16 protein-coding genes are annotated in these 16,050 nt (G+C 56.2%); 9 read left to right on the top strand and 7 right to left on the bottom strand.

Annotated elements, in window-relative coordinates:
• The first annotated feature begins 82 nt into the window (after positions 1-82).
• From U5911_RS00555 to U5911_RS00540, 4 genes are all read left to right on the top strand, one after another.
• Positions 83-376: a hypothetical protein gene (locus tag U5911_RS00555; RefSeq protein ID WP_336034374.1), complete on the top strand. Its 294-nt coding sequence runs from the start codon at positions 83-85 to the stop codon at positions 374-376.
• A 268-nt stretch (positions 377-644) separates the two neighbouring features.
• On the top strand, positions 645-1,655 hold the full coding sequence (locus tag U5911_RS00550) for a tyrosine-type recombinase/integrase (RefSeq protein ID WP_248897105.1): 1,011 nt from the start codon (positions 645-647) through the stop codon (positions 1,653-1,655).
• Between the two features lie 117 nt (positions 1,656-1,772).
• Entirely contained in the window at positions 1,773-2,513 is a 741-nt protein-coding gene (locus tag U5911_RS00545; protein ID WP_336034371.1) for a DUF429 domain-containing protein, read from the top strand.
• Between the two features lie 99 nt (positions 2,514-2,612).
• The gene (locus tag U5911_RS00540) at positions 2,613-2,807 is read left to right on the top strand and encodes a hypothetical protein (RefSeq protein WP_336034369.1); all 195 of its coding nucleotides are present in this window, start codon (positions 2,613-2,615) and stop codon (positions 2,805-2,807) included.
• A gap of 154 nt (positions 2,808-2,961) precedes the next feature.
• On the opposite strand, the gene U5911_RS00535 is transcribed toward U5911_RS00540, so the two are convergent.
• Positions 2,962-4,143 (bottom strand): hypothetical protein, encoded by a 1,182-nt coding sequence (locus U5911_RS00535; protein WP_336034367.1) that lies wholly within the window; start codon positions 4,141-4,143, stop codon positions 2,962-2,964.
• A gap of 623 nt (positions 4,144-4,766) precedes the next feature.
• Here U5911_RS00535 and U5911_RS00530 point away from each other — a divergent pair.
• Positions 4,767-5,957, top strand: a complete 1,191-nt coding sequence (locus tag U5911_RS00530; RefSeq protein WP_336034365.1) for a site-specific integrase — start codon at positions 4,767-4,769, stop codon at positions 5,955-5,957.
• A 411-nt stretch (positions 5,958-6,368) separates the two neighbouring features.
• Here the strand turns inward: U5911_RS00530 and U5911_RS00525 are convergent, their stop codons facing one another.
• Positions 6,369-7,166 carry a nucleotidyl transferase AbiEii/AbiGii toxin family protein gene (locus U5911_RS00525; protein ID WP_336034363.1) on the bottom strand — a complete coding sequence of 266 codons (798 nt, stop codon included), beginning with the start codon at positions 7,164-7,166 and terminating at the stop codon, positions 6,369-6,371.
• Entirely contained in the window at positions 7,163-7,996 is an 834-nt protein-coding gene (locus U5911_RS00520; RefSeq protein WP_336034362.1) for a type IV toxin-antitoxin system AbiEi family antitoxin domain-containing protein, read from the bottom strand. Before U5911_RS00520 ends, U5911_RS00525 begins: the two co-directional genes overlap by 4 nt.
• 162 nt (positions 7,997-8,158) lie before the next feature.
• Between U5911_RS00520 and U5911_RS00515 the strand changes: the two genes are divergently transcribed.
• The gene (locus tag U5911_RS00515; protein WP_336034361.1) at positions 8,159-8,881 is read left to right on the top strand and encodes a DUF429 domain-containing protein; all 723 of its coding nucleotides are present in this window, start codon (positions 8,159-8,161) and stop codon (positions 8,879-8,881) included.
• Here the strand turns inward: U5911_RS00515 and U5911_RS00510 are convergent.
• Complete coding sequence (locus tag U5911_RS00510; RefSeq protein WP_336034360.1) at positions 8,874-9,683, bottom strand: hypothetical protein; 810 nt, start codon at positions 9,681-9,683, stop codon at positions 8,874-8,876. The two genes, U5911_RS00515 and U5911_RS00510, sit on opposite strands and share 8 nt — an antisense overlap.
• Positions 9,684-9,843: 160 nt before the next feature.
• On the opposite strand from U5911_RS00510, the gene U5911_RS00505 reads away from it, so the two are divergent.
• Both U5911_RS00505 and U5911_RS00500 read left to right on the top strand, forming a co-directional pair.
• Entirely contained in the window at positions 9,844-10,461 is a 618-nt protein-coding gene (locus U5911_RS00505; protein WP_336034359.1) for a tyrosine-type recombinase/integrase, read from the top strand.
• A 93-nt stretch (positions 10,462-10,554) separates the two neighbouring features.
• Positions 10,555-11,646 carry a hypothetical protein gene (locus U5911_RS00500; RefSeq protein WP_336034357.1) on the top strand — a complete coding sequence of 364 codons (1,092 nt, stop codon included), beginning with the start codon at positions 10,555-10,557 and terminating at the stop codon, positions 11,644-11,646.
• Positions 11,647-11,682: 36 nt separating this feature from the next.
• Here U5911_RS00500 and U5911_RS00495 read toward each other — a convergent pair whose 3' ends face one another.
• Positions 11,683-13,029: a PD-(D/E)XK nuclease family protein gene (locus tag U5911_RS00495; RefSeq protein ID WP_336034356.1), complete on the bottom strand. Its 1,347-nt coding sequence runs from the start codon at positions 13,027-13,029 to the stop codon at positions 11,683-11,685.
• 172 nt (positions 13,030-13,201) lie between these two features.
• On the opposite strand from U5911_RS00495, the gene U5911_RS00490 reads away from it, so the two are divergent.
• On the top strand, positions 13,202-14,773 hold the full coding sequence (locus U5911_RS00490; RefSeq protein ID WP_336034354.1) for an Nmad2 family putative nucleotide modification protein: 1,572 nt from the start codon (positions 13,202-13,204) through the stop codon (positions 14,771-14,773).
• Positions 14,774-14,810: 37 nt separating this feature from the next.
• On the opposite strand, the gene U5911_RS00485 is transcribed toward U5911_RS00490, so the two are convergent.
• Both U5911_RS00485 and U5911_RS00480 read right to left on the bottom strand, forming a co-directional pair.
• A complete protein-coding gene (locus tag U5911_RS00485) occupies positions 14,811-15,710 on the bottom strand; it encodes an ADP-ribosylglycohydrolase family protein (protein WP_336034353.1) in 900 nt (299 codons plus the stop codon).
• A 43-nt stretch (positions 15,711-15,753) separates the two neighbouring features.
• The gene (locus U5911_RS00480; protein ID WP_336034352.1) at positions 15,754-16,023 is read right to left on the bottom strand and encodes a DUF8110 family protein; all 270 of its coding nucleotides are present in this window, start codon (positions 16,021-16,023) and stop codon (positions 15,754-15,756) included.
• Between the last annotated feature and the right edge of the window lie 27 nt (positions 16,024-16,050).

Below are 16,050 nucleotides of genomic sequence, written 5' to 3'. Positions count from 1 at the left end.
AACCGGTAACAAAATACTGATAAGGTCATGCGCACGTGGGCTACCTGGACGACGAGTTAACCGCCGCCTACCGGGAGAACAGATGGAGTGTCTACGCTGCGGTCGCAGCACCGATTACGACCGCGTCGCCGTCAGTCGGTCCTCCGGGACCGTCGAGGGCAGTCTCTGCGTCGACTGCGAGGCGACCTGGATGAACGGGCACGCCGAATCCACGAACGTCGGTCTGGTGGCGTGCCTGGACTGCGGCGACGAGTCTGAGCTCTTCTTCCCAAGGTGGGACTCCATCGTCGAGAGCGAGGACGAGGGGTCAGTCGAGACGGAGTACCGGATCCGGCTCACGACGCCGAGCGGCTGCCGGGAGTGTACGGACCGGTAGGCTCGTCGACGGTCGCTCCCTGCACGGCAGCAGCCACTCGCGGCGAACCTGGTCGGGGCTCCGGGAGTCGCGTACCGGTCGGAGAACACTCGCGCTGGGACTCGTCCCGCGTTGGCTGCGGACCGTCCCGGAACGGGATGGGCGCTGCAGGCCCTGGTCATTGAGCGTGACTACCCTTCATTTTGGCCGCCTCAGGCGCTGTAGCAGTTGGTTCGGGATAGGCAGTAACCGGGACTCGTGGGATTCGCTTAACCTGAAACGACCAACTATGGATCTCGAACCAATCGATCCCGAGACCGCGCTCGAACTGTACCTGAAAGACAAGCAGAACGAACTGGCCGAGGCCTCACTCAAGGGGAAGAAGTACCGGCTCCAGCACTTCGTCCGCTGGTGTCACGAGAAGGGCATCGAGAACCTCAACACCCTCACGGGTCGCCAGCTGCACGAGTACCGACTCTGGCGGCGTGACGACGGCGACCTGAACAAGGTCAGTGAGAAGACGCAGATGGACACCCTGCGAGTGTTCGTCCGGTGGCTGGAAGCCGTCGACGGCGTCGAGCAGGATCTCAGCCAGAAAGTGCTGTCCCCGGCGATCACCCCGGACGAGAACTCCCGGGACGTGATGATGGACAGCGACCAGGCATCGTCGGTCCTCTCGCACATGGAGAAATACGAGTACGCCGAACCGCAGCACGTCGCACTCACGTTGATGTGGCACACGATGATGCGAGTCGGCGGCGTCCACGCGATAGACGTCGATGACTACAACTCAGAAGAACAGTACGTGAAAATCCGGCATCGCCCCGATACCGGCACCCCGATCAAGAACAAGGGCGATGGTGAGCGACTCGTTGCACTCTCAGACGACATCTGCGATCTCCTCGACGACTGGCTGGACAACAAGCGACCCAACGTAACCGACGAATACGACCGAGAGCCGTTACTGGCCTCTCGGCAAGGTCGCCTGCAGAAGACGACACTCCGCACCTACGTGTACCGATGGACGCGTCCGTGCACGTACGGCGAAGAGTGCCCTCATGACCGCGATCCGGAAACCTGTGAGGGCACCGTCCAGCACGCGGCCTCGAAGTGCCCATCGAGCGTCAGCCCACACGCCATCCGGCGCGGAAGCATCACGCACAGCCTCAATAACGATATGCCGGATAAGGTCGTCAGCGACCGCGCGAACGTCAGTCCGAGAGTGATCGAACAGCACTACGACCGCCGCACGGAACAGGAGAAGATGGAACAGCGGAGGGACTACCTCGATAATCTGTAGACAATATTCACGCAATACGCCCGTTGAGGTTAGGATCGCTCGTCGATCAACCCGAACCCATTTTTGAACTGAGCCAGACTATCATATATCAATAGCCGTAGATACGAGAAGAGTCGCATGTACATCGGTGTCGATGGATGTCCGGACGGGTGGATTACAGTTCAATTCAACGAGGGCGGCTACGAATCCTCTTGTCTATGCAAGGATATCGAAGATCTCTGGCAGGAATACGGCGAGACGGCGGAGAGGATCTTGATCGATGTGCCAATCGGTCTTCGGGAGAACTCCAACGCGAAGCGCCCGTGCGACGATGCAGCTCGTGGGAAACTTCGTCCGGAGCGTCACTCCAGCGTGTTTCCCGTTCCAGTGCGGGCTGCTGTTCACGAGGAAAGTTACGAGGACGCAAAAGAGACGCAGGAAGACCGCACTGATGGAAGTCTCGGCGTTCAGTCGTGGGGTATCGCCGATAAGATTGCCGAACTGGATACCTTCCTCCGCAAGACAGAGCCGGATGCCGTTGGAACGATCCGTGAATCTCACCCTGAAGTCTGTTTTTGGGCGCTGAACGGGGAATCCTCCACGGAGTACTCGAAAACGGGCCAACCGGCTGCGGCGTTCTGGGAACGAATCGAGATACTCGAAGCCATCGACGGTTCTATCGTTGATGCCGTCCGCGATGTTACGACCGACCTCGATGCTGAGGTCGGTAATGATGACGTCATCGATGCGTTCGCGTTAGCGCTTACTGCCAGTCCAAAGACCGGCCCGCTTCACACTCTTCCTGACGAGGGATTAGAGAGGGATCAGGGCGATCCGACCGGTGATCTCCCGATGGAGATGGTATACGCGTATCCGTAGATCGGCTTTGAGATGTCGAATAAAGGAATCTACCTGATTTGACCTACTGTGCTAATTTAGACGGAAGGGATTCTTGAAGTCAGAAAACAAGTATCAACTATGACCGACCCTGCAACGGTTGACGGAGATCAAGATTTTCTCCTAAGCGAGGAGGAGATTGAGAGAGACATCACTTTAGTGAAAACCACAGATGGAGTATGGATAGCTATCGACGAAGTCCACGACAAAAGTGTCGAAAGGCGGAGTCGCGGCCAGGCACTACGGGCACTTGATGACTCCATTGGCATCTCATAGTGGAGTCGCGTTCCTCCGTTGAGGTGTAGAGCTAGTAATAGGGAATCGGCAACGATTCATGGTGAATCCCTCTGAGGATCAGAGTCGAACTGGTAGAATCTAAGGGCTGACCGATGACTGAGTACATCTGATGATTTACCCTCTCTTGGAAAGGTTAGTCGTGATTGAAACCGGAGTTGGGATCGTCGTCGGCGTCCCGGAACTCGTCCTCGAAGCGTTCGCGTTCTTCAGCATCGTCCGGAAGGTCGTAGTGAAGCTTCTGGACACGGGGCGAAACATCGCAACGGTGCTCGATCCCATCCGCCGAAACACCCCTGTTCTTCTGATCGGTGATATACCCCTTCCTGATGTGATGCGGGGCTCGACTGCTGGGACATTTGAAGGCGGAGTTGTTCTTCTGCGCTGCTTCGCAGTCCTCAGGGTTGCGGTCATGAGGACAGTCTAACCCAACCTTACACGGACGAGTCCACTTGTAGGCGATCTTCTGTAGCGTCGACGGACTCATTCTCCCGTCGCCCTTCGTAAGCAATGGTTCTCTCCCCTCCTCGTCAGTCGCTGGCGGCCGCTGATCTTTGAGATAATCCTGAATGATCTCTGGAATATCGCCGTAGAGGGTTATTTCCCGTTCACTACTCTCGTCGTTCTTGAGCGGTGTCGTTTCGTTAGTCTCGTACTTGAGAACCCGCTCCTCGTAGTCGAAGCCAGGAACATCACAGCCAATCAATCCGCCTTTTCGGGGACCTGACTGGCACATCAATTCCATCGATACATGCTCGATATCGGCGTACTCGTATTTCCGAAGGTACTCCAGCGATGCTTTCGCTATCTCCGGGTCGAGCTTCTTCTCGTCGACACCCTCGCCACCGGCATAGTCTATTTCCGGGATGTTGACGCACGTCTCGAAGCGAACCGGAGCCATACGATGTTCGATCAGATAACGAATAAATTCACGGAAGAGATACATATCGTCCCGAAGCGTAGTGTCCATTAACGGTTCGTCCCGAGGCAGAGACTCGTACTTTCGCCATTTGTCGTATCGCCCAACATCCTCGCTCGTGAGATCGTCGGTCATTTCGACACGCGCCTCCTCTTCAAGGTACGTCTGGAGATAGTCCAACTTCCGTCTGTACTGTCCCGTCGACTTCACCTCATCCAATTTCTGTTCCCGAAACTCATTCAGGACCTCTTCCATTGAGCGCGACTTTAACGAGAGTTCAGGAAACGAATCCGCCATCTGATCCACGACAGTAGACGCAATCTGCTCTAAGAATTCCTCAGTGGGATCCTCAGAGAGGCGTTGTTTCACGAACTCTACGTCGTCGCGCCGGTCGGTCATCAATTCAGTACAGTAATCACCCACTTAATGCACTTAGCCCTCGACGGCTGATGGCGGAGATATTTACTGGTAATTGGGACTATTCGCCTCTCACTTTCCGGTGAAGAAACGATGCGGAACCCACCGCAGTACGTCGGTTCTAAATAATCTGTTCAAGCGATGGCGCTGTCCTCCTCTGATTTCCAGCTCCCCTTGCCCGAACATAAAAACCGGCAATGAATCAGAGACCAATCCTCAATCAAGCCTACCCTCGTATTGCGATTCCAAAAGATCCATTCAGACGGTAAGCACCCACGGTGTGAGCCTTCACTGCAGTCGGGGGTACCCAGTAGGAACTCCCGCATCATTCGTTTGTAAATTCTCACGCACGCTTTTAGTGATTACTCTATTTAGAGATATGATGTGTGTTTGGCGTACGAGCCGGCTCAGGACGATTGGCTCCTGGAGTTCGACGACTGTGCGGTCGTCTGACACGGGCCCGAGGACGCGCCGACGTCACCTGATCGTTGATACTTTCTTAACTCACTTGGCTCGGAGCCCACTCAACCCCAAGCCAGACCCGGGGGTCAACGTAAAAAGACCAGGGGCTGAGCCTTTTACCAGACTGGTTACTAGAACGGTCCATGAGTAGGGACAGACAGACGTACTCGCGGGAGGACGCCCTGGAAGTGAGGCCGTTCCTCCGCCTCTTCCTGGGCGCACTCGCCATTGAGGACGAGACCCAACGCGTTCGAACGGTGATTATCGTGCTCCTGGCGGGCCGGTTGGGCCTGCGAGCGAACGAGATTCAACACCTGCACGAAGGCTGGATCGATTGGGAGCAGGGCGTCATCCGCGTTCCGGCGCACGACCCATGCTTCTGCAAGTGGTGTATCGATGCCGCCCGCGGGAAGATCGCAACGGGGAGGGAGGTGCCGAATAGTGAGGTCGCCCGCGACGACCCCGACGTCCTGGAGTACGTCTACCAGCACCAGTACGAGCCGAAGCCCGGCGCGAGTGCTCGTGTCGTCCCGTTCGGCTGGTCGAAGCGCATCACCGCGTGGCTGATGAGGTTTTTCGACGAGAACGAGTACGTGGGCGTGACCCAGCAGCAGATGCGCAACGACGTCCGGAAGGCCGCAGGTCTTTCCGAAGGTGTCGATCCAACCAACCTGACGCCGCACCCACTACGGGCGACCGGAGCGACGTTCTACGCGGACGCTGGCCTGCTCTCGAAACCGCTGCGAGACCTGATGGGCTGGAGCGACCGGTCACAGGCGAATCGCTACGTTCGCGCGTCTGGCCGTCAGCTGACGACGCAGGTTTACGAGATGTTCGGCCGGGACGACTGGGCCCCCGAGGTCGTCCCGGAGGACCCCGGCGAGACATTCCCGGTGGCCTGCGACCCGCGGCCGTTCGCAGCGGAGGTCGACGTCGATCCCCGCGAGGGCGACCCTGCCGCCCGGCGAGAACGGGCCCAGCAGCGAGCGAACGAGGAAGAGCCGCTGTTCAATCCTCGGCGAGAGCGTCGGTTCGAGGACATCCCGTACGAGCCCGACCGGCACAGCATCCCGGGCCACATTGATCCGGACGGTCCCGGCCTCGAAGACCCCGACGTTGAGCGCAAGGACAGCGACGCCGACCTCCGGGAGTGGATCGGCTACCAGAACCAGCAGGAAGACCCGGGAGAAAACGATGAAGAGCGGCGCTCGGGCCTGTTCGACTTCGACTTGGACGAGGAGGGAACCGCGCATCCGGTCGTAACCGCGAAGGTGGCGTACGTCGCGTGCGTCGTCCTCGTCTCCTGGTCGCTCACGTTCGGTTCGGTCACGTAACAGACTTCCACCCGCCTGCGGGCCTCTTTATCGGTTCCCGAGTTCCTCCTGGACGATACGGCGTTGGATAGCCCCGCGTCGGGAGTTTCAGGAGGCGGTCGCGGTGCGTCATGCGAGACCAGCCTCTTCGAAGGCGTCGTTCCTGGAGGTACTCAATACTGGTCTCTCGTGGCTCTAATTTGCCCGTTTCGACACCACAGCCGCAACAGAATTCAACTCGTTCCCGCTCGACACGGTCAGGAAAAGGTCCTTGTATTATTATCTCCACAGTTAACATAAGAAGTATCCAGAGGTGCACCTAGTGACGTTTCAAGAACTACTCCGCTCGATAGAAGCGCGGTACGACATGGATGAGAGCGAACACGCACGGGAACTCGGCCGTGCCGTCGCCCCTCTCTAGGACTAATACTGCTAATCGTCTACCAGCGAATCGATGTAGTCTTCGAGTGCTTCATACACGGCACTGAACTCAGTAAGATCTGCGACCAAATCGGGAAGCGTGTGCTGCCACCCGTCACGGATCTCACCCCGTTTCTCTCCGGGAAGCCCGTCCCGAAGGTTGATGTCTAGACCGTCGTGTTCACACTTCCGCGTGAATGCCGGAAGAATGACCGAGTCATCAACGTCGGCCTCCGTAAGCATCCGATACAGGTCGTAGTAATCACGAGCCTGTGACCGCTGATAGAGCGCCCGCAACTTCTCAGCGAAAATCTCCTCCAGACTGTATGCAGTCAACTCGAATTCGGGAACGTCCTCGTAGCTGTGGTGATGATTCACTGAATCGAACGCAACGTATTCATCGATCATAACGTCGAGACTCGTCGTGTTCTTGTGACCGAGCACACCATTATACTGGATGTCGATATCGACGTAGTGCGTCGGATACGCTTCTTTCTGTAGTTCACGGTGTTTGGTCACCTCGAAGTTGATACCAGAGGCTCGGGCAGCGTCTTCCAATGCGCCTTGCAACTCCGCTTCGCTTCCGTGGTACTCGCCCTCAACACCGAAATCAAGGTCTTCCGAGTAGCGCCACGTCTCCGGGAAGTACAGCTTGCTGAGTGCAGTGCCTCCTTTGAACAGCAGGTTGTCGCCGTAGGAGCTCGTGTAGATCGCCCAGAGGATCCACGAATTGACGTAGTTCTTCTCCGCATAGCCGAGGCGGACATCTAACTCTCTGGCCAGCCGTCGAAGTTGCGCTTCAGAAATCATGAGGAGTCATCCGGGAGGAATGATTCGGGGCTGACGTTCAGACGAAGTTGGTACGTGCTGTCCCGGATTCCCGTCGCTTCTCGCGTTGGATCGAGCAGCGGGTACCCGGTCGTGAAGTCTTCGACGAGGGCCTCGTACTCTGGCAGGGAGATGTCCAACTGGTCGGCGAGATACACGAGTCGTTTCGTTGCGGCACCGTTCCCAACTCTCCGCAGGTACTCAACGACGCGTTCCCACGAACAGCGCGTGTCGACAGCGTTCTGCATTGCCTTCGCAAGCTCGCTGATACCCCCGCAGAACTCCGGATGGTCGGCACAATCGACCAGCGTCTTCTCGATACTCGAAATATTCACCTGGTTCGGCCCGACTGCAGTCGGTTGATAGCCGAAGAATTTCTGCTCAGTGACGGTCACGGGTCGATACGTGACCCCGTGGATTTCACGCTCTTGGGCACGTTCTGTCGTCACGACGTACACAGTGCGGGACAGCTGCTCTGTCAGTCCGTGATGGTTCAGTGCACTCCAGTACCCGATGTACATCGGCTCTACGAGTGCAGACGCAATCACGAACTCGTGTTCAGTATACACGGCATTCTCGCCCGCAGCGAGCGGCAGAATGAGGTACTTCCCGTGTGCGATCCGCTCAAGCCAGCCTTTCTCCTTGAGGGCATACGCCATGTCCTTAGCCGACTTCCGCGGGATGTCAAGCGCGTCCGTGATGTCACTAATGCTGATGACCTGTCGGCCCTCACTTGCGAGCCGGGACAGTGCCTGCGACTCACGCGCCGACAGGCTCTTCCGTTGAGTCTCCTCCTCGTTTGTTGACCCCATAGCCGCTCAGCCTACATAGACTCTAAATCCAGTCATAAATAAAGGTACCCGTTGGGAGACCGCTCGGTGAAAGTTGTCCTTGTAACCGCTCAGCGTACACAGAGTCTAAACAAGGCCCATAGAGTAACTGGAAACTAAGTGTGACTGGCAGTTCTCTCCTCTATGGATTCACACGTCGGCGTGGATTGGGCAAGCGGATCATGGGTCGTTGTCGAAGCGACCACAGAGACCACCAGCGTCGGTGCAGAACCCTCGTTACTGAACGTCTGGCACGAGTATGGAGATCAGGCGAGCGAGATCCTCGTGGACATCCCAGTTCACTTGGAAAGTGAAGAGAACCGAGAGTGTGATCAAAAAGCTAAGGACCTACTTGGTTCTCGTGGCAGCACTGTCTTCTGGACACCGAACAGAGACGCAGTGACAGCAAGGGATTATGACGAGGCCGTAACGAAGAATTCTCGGGGGCTGGGAAGCCACAGCTGGGGCCTCATTCCGCGAATCCGAGAAGTAAACGCATTGCTGGATGAAGTCGAGACTGCAGGTGAGACGGTCTACGAAAGCCATCCAGAGGTATGTTTCAAAGCGTACAATGGCGATGATCTCCCGTCAAAGAAGAGCGACGCCGGTTTCGAAGCCCGGAAAGAGTGTCTCATCAAGAACGGCGGCGAATCTTTCAAACCAGTGCTCGACCTGGCTGACGAGCGACGAGCAAACAGCCAATGGCACCACCGAATCCAGTCTGGCCGCGTCGACGACGTCCTCGATGCCGCCATCCTCGCCCTAACAGCACGCGAATCTTCAGGGGACTACTCAACCCTTCCAGATGATGCTGATCCCGCCTGCGACCCCTCTATTGTCTACCCAGGTGCCGAACCAGTCACTTAGAGGCATTCGAACACTTCTTGACCGCGTCTTGTAGGTCGTCACCTCGTACGCCAACAGCAAAGCTGTGGATATGCTCACCAGAGGACATGGTGAGGCTCTCTCGCGTCCCTACGAAAGTTACATTCTGAACCTCTTGATACGATGACTTCAGATGGGTAGGATGCACAGGGCGCTGCTCATCGAATCGAATCCCATTCTTTTCCCAACTGTATTCAAGGAGATGCTGATTCCTTGGGTTCAGGTCGATAAGCACATCACATCGGTCAAAGTCAGATGTGGTAACAAATTCAACGGCCAAGGACTCATCCGGTGAGAGCTCACCCTCTATGACCTGAATGACCTTCGTGCACTGGTAGCGGTCTGTGTCCAATGACACATTTGAGAAAATTCCGTAGGTACCCCTATCGTCGAGTGTGAACTGCCCACCAGCAGTGGGACCGTCAGTATTCGAATAGACGACGCAACCTGGTGCTCGCCACGTGAATTCTAGTTGATCAACTGCCTTCTGTCCATCATTCCGTATTTGAATCCGATAGACCGAGTAGTCACTTTGCCATTGTAAACCATCGAAATCCTGCACAGAACTGTTGATCGGGTGGTATTCCCCAGTCTCCTGAATTTCGACCGATACTGGAGGAGCAGAGTAGTACCCAGTATCCTCGTAGAACCGTGTTACATGTGGGTTTAGAAACGGAGTGGCAAACGAGGTCAGCAACAATCCAATCACTGCCCCGATCACTGCGCCTAAGAGCAGATCGGTCCAGTCATGATTGTCGACGAAGTTCTGAATTCGCCCCTTCACTACGTAGAGAAGATTGGGCGTCTATTTAATACCATTTCGTACTGGTGGTATTTCTGAAGCGTTTGATTGCTCTGGCATCCATCAACTTTGGAGTCTACTTGTGGACTCCAAAGTTCAAGTGGTTGTGGCACAGTACTATTTATAAAGAGGATTCTTCAAAATGGGTGACTATGCAAATTCCCAAGTTCGGGCGAAAGTGTGGGTGACCCCCGACGAAGTCGAATCCCTCCGGTCGGCATGTTACGCGACTGGCGCAGAGTATCTCCAACAGCGAAATGAAGCAATTGTCACGACGATGTACGATACTGGGCTCCGGGTAGGCGAGCTCGTCCAGGTCGACATCGAACTCCTGCGGAACAACAACTCGGAGCTCTACCTTCCCACGGAACTGCAGAAGGACTACCCCAATGAGAGTTCTCCGCCACCGGTGACCCTCGAACTCGCTGGCGACACGACAAGATTGCTCTCAGCGTACCTCACGAACCGATGGAAAGACACGCCATCCCTCTTCCCGTCTCGATCCTCCGAACGAATTAGCGAACAAGGCGTGAGGAATATGCTTCACAAGATCGCGGAGGAAGCCGGGATTCGTCCCTACAAACTCGATGGGAGTAGAGGCGACCCAAGCGACGTCACACCTCACGCACTACGGCACGGCGTTGCTTATCGAATGATGAACGAAGAAGACGGGAACACACTATACGATGTCCGCAATCGGCTTCGTCACCGAAGTATTCAGACGACTGAGAGGGTCTACGACCATCTACTCAAAGTCTAACCGTTTTGCCTCTTCGCCCAGCTGGACAAAACAATACTCGTCACAGAACGTTTCAGCCGAAGAATAATCACACTAAGAGTCCACGGTCGAGATATGACTGACTACCCCTCTGAGTCGTCGCTTCTGGTGAATGCGACGCAGCAACAGCTAGCAAAGGGTGACTTTGATGCGGGGGTCGCTATCGTCCCGACGCAGCATGAGGAAGCCGAGGGCGGCTACGACATTGAATTCAGTACCGCATCACGCCTCGAACTCCAGTACAAGGCCGTCTATAGTGAAATCGACGACCGCACCTTCGATCCCGGTCACCCGCAAACAGCAGTTAAATTCCCGTTCAACGGCCAACAGGCCAAAACACTACTCGGCCGCGCCCCACTCCCCGGACTCACGTTCTATGCCCTCCCAGTCGTCACTGATCTCACCGGCCTCGGCGACGTGCTAAACGCGACTGTCTTCCTCGACGTCGAAGGACTCGCTACACTCCCAAAACACCAGGACGACCTGCACGAGTACACCGCGTTCTGGGTACCAGTACACGGATCCAGCCCGACATTCTCATCGGTTTACCTCAAAGACAAAACCGAACCGCGATACTCGGAGCCACGCGCGTACCATCGTATCGACTCCGACTTCCTCTACGAGTGGTCGGAGATACGGGCGCTCATACGCGCGCCGCTTATTGGTGCCCCACTCCGAACACACAGTAGTACAACCCCAGCCGCAGGATACCAGCAGCTACGTGGATACGAGAGTCAATTACTCGAATCCCGGTTCCCAGAGAACCTGCTTGAAACGCACCAATCCACCGAGCCCAGAAACAGGGACACCTTTGAGACCGTTGTCAACGAAGTCGAGCGCCTTAGTCGAGAGGTACGCTACGCGATTACCGAAGACCGGCCGACGCGGGACTCACTCACCTCGTCCCAATACGAGGTGCTGCAATCGCACGAGTACCTGCTTGAACCCGAGCAGTTGGATGTGAACCGGCGTGCGTCAATCCGTGCGGCGCTGCTGACGTACCCGGACGACGAGGAGGGCGGAGAAGACCGGGAAGAGCCGTCCCCGGTAATCGACTACTCTGGCCTGGATCCACGGCAGGGATCTCGCTACCGACAGTATCGGTACTTAGCATGGGGCGACGACGCCGACACCCTCACTGTTCCAATCGGATTCACACCGGACTGAGTCTCACAGACACGCCCGGACAAACGCCTCTACAGCTCACACTGAGACGTCCTCCGCAACCGTCGTCTCATACAACCGGTCGATCTTCTCGACCAACTCGGGATTCTCGATAGTAGCCTCGCGGATAGCCTGTGCTAATGCTTCGACGTACGCGTCGAAGAAATCATCGTGGGCATCAACGTTGATGGGGTACTCGGCACGGAGGAGATTCGACTTGTTACCCGTAATCGTGAACTTCGTTCCGTCAATTGCCTCCTCGATCTCCGTGCGGGCGTCACTGAACCGCGCTGCGAAATTGTCATAGAAGCTATCGTGGCCTGACGGTGCGTTTCGAAGGTGGACAACCAACGTGTGATCCCGGACGGCCTCCGTTTGATGCCGGTCAAGCCGGTGGACCAGCCCGACTCTCGCGTTCGGTTTCGTCGCATCCGAAACCGCCAGGTCTTCATCCAGTTTCGTCCACCACTCCCGAGGGAATAGCCATGACCAGTCGGATTTTCCCTGACGGAACGTCCACCGACGCTCACCAGACTCCATCTCTATCTGGACCGCGGCATACTCTGCGGGCACCTCTGTATCCTCGGTACGTTCAGCGCCCGCCAGGGATTGTGCCAGCCGGTCGCCCCACGTCGATTCGAACTCCGACCACTCCTCCTCAAACGCCTCCTCCAGATCCGAGATCACACCGTAGTTTTCGACGTACAGTTCAACCATCTCTTGCTGGTTCTCTTGGTATTCGGTCATCGTGAGTTCACTCCGAATCGTATCGACGAAGTCTTTCAACTGCGCCGTGGTTCGCGCCGGGTACTCATCGTAACTCTCCATCAAGAACGACTGAAGCTCGGCCGCCAGCCACTCCCACGAGATATGCACAAATTCGTCTGCAGCCGGCGACGACGCCGACTCAGGGGCCAAAAACACGTAGTGCTGGCCGTCAGTGGGTACGTCGGCTTTGTCAAGCCCGATCCCGTCGAACGAATCGACGCCAACGTACCGATCTGTCTGGTCTTCTCCTTCTGATGCGTGCACTTTCAACTCCCAGCAGATGAACCACTCGTCGGACGCCCACATCACGACGTCTGGAACGCCATCGGACGTGGGCACCTCTTGTGCGATCTGTATCTCATCGATGTCAAACCGCGAAAACGCATACCCAGAATCATCACGGGCAGACAGCGCAGCGAGTACGTGCTCCAAGACAGCGTGGTCGAGTCCGTGTGAGGCGTCGGGCGTCAGAAAATGAACGAGGAACTGCTGCCAGTCACGCTCTTGTGTGCTCCGACCAAGTACCTGTAGCGTGGTCGGTGGAGGCTCCTCGGCTTCTGGGAGCGCGGCAAGTCGCCGCTGTATCTTCGTCAGTTCCGTTGCGATACTTCGACTCATACGCTTCAGTCTCCCACGACGAAAATCAAAGTGACGCCGTCACGTACCAGAACAACACCTTGCCACGAGGTATGAACATCTGGACCGCAACGACCGACGAACCGTCTCTCCCCAGTGGCGACCAGCTCAGTTTGGTGAACCTATTTACTCCGTTGGAACACTGGTTGCGATAATGTCAGGATATCTGATTCGAGTAGGGCTGGATTCTGGAGAGATTGGTGGTGGTGGCCATAGTCCGATAGACAACGATGGGCGGTTTGACTATATCCCGATTCCCGAAGATGCGGATACTACAGAAGAGACGACGTACAATTCGTTTTCGAGTAGAATAGGGTCAACTGCGTCTGAGCATACGACACGAGATGGAACCACTACGCTACACTATGACCCCGAGTTTGAGACGTACACATATGGCGAAGTAGGGAAAAAGAAACGGCAGTCGTTACGGAAACTGTCAAATGGCGATTTGCTGGTGTTCTATTCAAGCCTGGAGCCCTCGAACGGACTTGGATCAATCAGGCTGTACATTATCGGCTACTTCACCGTGGAGTCCGTTTACGATCTGGAGGAACTAACGCCCGAGGAGCGCGCTGGAGTCTTGGAGAAATACCCGAACAATGCGCATATCAAGCGGGAACAGTTGTCACCAGAGAGTAAAACCCCTGGTCGAGACAGCTATCCAATAATCGTAAGTGGCGACCCAGACCGGAGTGAATTGCTGGAGCGTGCGGTTCCGTTGACCTCTCCGACCGTCTCTGGCTCTGGACTGTGGTACAGCAAGTACCGACCACTCTCGACGCCGAATACTTTGCTCGGCATCAACGCTACCGATCTCAAACGGTCTATGCCCAAGAAGCTGCGTGGGAAGCCAGACGAAATCAGATCGTGGTTGGAGGGTGATGTTTTGTATGAGGTTCAGTCTCGTGCGAAGCCGCCGAAGCATTATCTCTCTGACGGAGAGAAAGCAGGTTCGGGTCAAGCTTCCGAGTCTTCAACGTCGAGAGGATACGTCATCGCTACAGATACTGGGTTCGCACCGCACGTGCATCAAGGGCTAATTTCCTTGGCGACTTGTGCTCCGCAGGTTCGGAGTTCAACGAAACCAGGAGACTGGGTGTTTGCTGTCGGTAATCGGTACTACCCAACTCGACGTGAATTGGTGTACGCTTTTAGAACAGAGTATGTTACCGAGATGGATGACTACTATTCTGATCCACGATTCCACGCCCGGAAACCGCTCTCCGAGAATAGTAATCGCGCTGGAGATAACATCTATGCTCCTCGTCCTGCGGTAGAAGAGATCTCCATCGTAGACGGATCCGAACTCCCAGAGAGTTCTGGAGCGACGGCCGGAACGCGCTATGAACGAGGCGAGATTGACGGGGAGCTATGCTATACTCACCAGGGAGGAGACTACTTCCAACTCCATTCGGGATATCACGACCTATCGAATTACTCGACAGATGTTGAGAAGCAAGGAAATCGGGAGAAGGTTCTCATTTCAAGTGAGTTCTATTATTTCGGGGAGAATCCGGTTACCGTGCCTCAGGAAATCGCCGACTTGGTCGTTCCAGGCTCCGGTGACCACAACGGTCGAAACTCAGGCCGCACCGAGAGAGGTAGCGAGAAAGTAGCACCGTTCGTGAAATGGCTTCGCTCAAATCACCGTGTTGGTATCCACGGCCATCCAAAGCACTCTGATTCCGACTTTGATTTAGAAGATACTACCGGGCCTGGCTGTTAGTGTTTCAAGCAACTCCTGAGTCCCCACGGAGACGGAATCAAGTAAGTTGGTCGGCTAATGATTCGAGTTCCTCGGCCTCATCAAGAGCAGCAAGCCATCGGTCTGAAAGCGTTGATGCTCCAAACCGTGCACCGGCGACCGCGCCCGCTACCGCGCCAATCGTATCGGTGTCGCCGCCGCGATTGACAGCGGTCACAATCGCCTCCTCAGCACTCTCGGCGAATAACCCATCGTGGAGTGCTGTTTGCAGCGAATGGACGACGTAGCCTGACGTCTCTAACGTACCGGGAGATTCACCGCGGGCGAGTGGTTCGAGCGCTGCTACGAGTTCGTCAGGTGCGTTGGAACCGACGTAGTCAAGGGCGTCTCTCAACGGCGTTGCTGCGTCGTCGAGCAGGCCAGCGATGGTGAGATTCAGAACTGCACACCCGTACATACACCGCGAGTCCGCGTGTGTGATCTGCGAGGACTGCCGACTCACTTCGGCGAGTCGCTCCCAGTCTGTCGCGTATGGGATAGCGAGCGGCGCGCACCGCATCACACTCCCGTTCCCTGCGTTCTGGCCTTCCGGACTTTGCTCCCAGACCTGCTGACCGGCCTTGTCCCACTCGTCACCGCGTTTGAGCCGGGTGAGCGCCCGCCTTGTCATCCCTCCAATGTCGAACGGGCCAGTGTCGTACCACGCAACGAACCGATCAGCGACATCCGCCGGATCGAACGTTTGCTGTTCGACGAGACTATGAGCGATACACAGTGCCTGTTCGGTATCGTCAGTGATTGTCCCAGCGGGCTGGTTCCATGTGCCGTGCCCAATCATCTCGTCGAGCCGCCCGTGTTCAGCGCTGATTTTCGATGCAGACTTGAACTCCACTGGTCGGCCAAGCGCATCCCCACACGCCAACCCCAGAAGAATCCCACGGGCTCGATCCGAATCCATACCTCACTCAACGACTACCGCTGAGAAAAATGTAGGGCGACAGTCACTCGTCGGGTTTCGTTCCCGTGCGGAGATTCTCTCTGTATTCCGACCACGCTTGATACATCTCCACCTTCTCATCCTCTGTCATCGTGTCGTGCTCCTCCGGGTCGTAGAACGGGAGTTCGTCCTTGTCAGGCATCGCCATCACTCGCCCAAGCGGGTACAGTTGCTCGTAGTAGTGCTCCAGCACCCACTCTTCACCGTGCTCCTCAACCGCTCGCTGAATGAACGGGGCAGCCTCCGGGTAGTCGTCCCTAAGCGAGTCAGTCATCGTGAAAGGATGGTCGTGCCGCGGTGT

This window comes from Halobacterium yunchengense (assembly GCF_037031165.1).
GTDB classification, from domain to species: Archaea; Halobacteriota; Halobacteria; order Halobacteriales; family Halobacteriaceae; genus Halobacterium; species Halobacterium yunchengense.
Note: the sequence above shows the minus strand (reverse complement) of the source record. Positions and strands in the feature narration are given on the sequence as shown.

Coding starts and splice junctions, on each gene's coding strand:
- U5911_RS00555 (WP_336034374.1), top strand. CDS start 83: ATGGAGTGTCTACGCTGCGGTCGCAGCACCGATTACGACCGCGTCGCC.
- U5911_RS00550 (WP_248897105.1), top strand. CDS start 645: ATGGATCTCGAACCAATCGATCCCGAGACCGCGCTCGAACTGTACCTG.
- U5911_RS00545 (WP_336034371.1), top strand. CDS start 1,773: ATGTACATCGGTGTCGATGGATGTCCGGACGGGTGGATTACAGTTCAA.
- U5911_RS00540 (WP_336034369.1), top strand. CDS start 2,613: ATGACCGACCCTGCAACGGTTGACGGAGATCAAGATTTTCTCCTAAGC.
- U5911_RS00535 (WP_336034367.1), bottom strand. CDS start 4,143: ATGACCGACCGGCGCGACGACGTAGAGTTCGTGAAACAACGCCTCTCT.
- U5911_RS00530 (WP_336034365.1), top strand. CDS start 4,767: ATGAGTAGGGACAGACAGACGTACTCGCGGGAGGACGCCCTGGAAGTG.
- U5911_RS00525 (WP_336034363.1), bottom strand. CDS start 7,166: ATGATTTCTGAAGCGCAACTTCGACGGCTGGCCAGAGAGTTAGATGTC.
- U5911_RS00520 (WP_336034362.1), bottom strand. CDS start 7,996: ATGGGGTCAACAAACGAGGAGGAGACTCAACGGAAGAGCCTGTCGGCG.
- U5911_RS00515 (WP_336034361.1), top strand. CDS start 8,159: ATGGATTCACACGTCGGCGTGGATTGGGCAAGCGGATCATGGGTCGTT.
- U5911_RS00505 (WP_336034359.1), top strand. CDS start 9,844: ATGGGTGACTATGCAAATTCCCAAGTTCGGGCGAAAGTGTGGGTGACC.
- U5911_RS00500 (WP_336034357.1), top strand. CDS start 10,555: ATGACTGACTACCCCTCTGAGTCGTCGCTTCTGGTGAATGCGACGCAG.
- U5911_RS00495 (WP_336034356.1), bottom strand. CDS start 13,029: ATGAGTCGAAGTATCGCAACGGAACTGACGAAGATACAGCGGCGACTT.
- U5911_RS00490 (WP_336034354.1), top strand. CDS start 13,202: ATGTCAGGATATCTGATTCGAGTAGGGCTGGATTCTGGAGAGATTGGT.
- U5911_RS00485 (WP_336034353.1), bottom strand. CDS start 15,710: ATGGATTCGGATCGAGCCCGTGGGATTCTTCTGGGGTTGGCGTGTGGG.
- U5911_RS00480 (WP_336034352.1), bottom strand. CDS start 16,023: ATGACTGACTCGCTTAGGGACGACTACCCGGAGGCTGCCCCGTTCATT.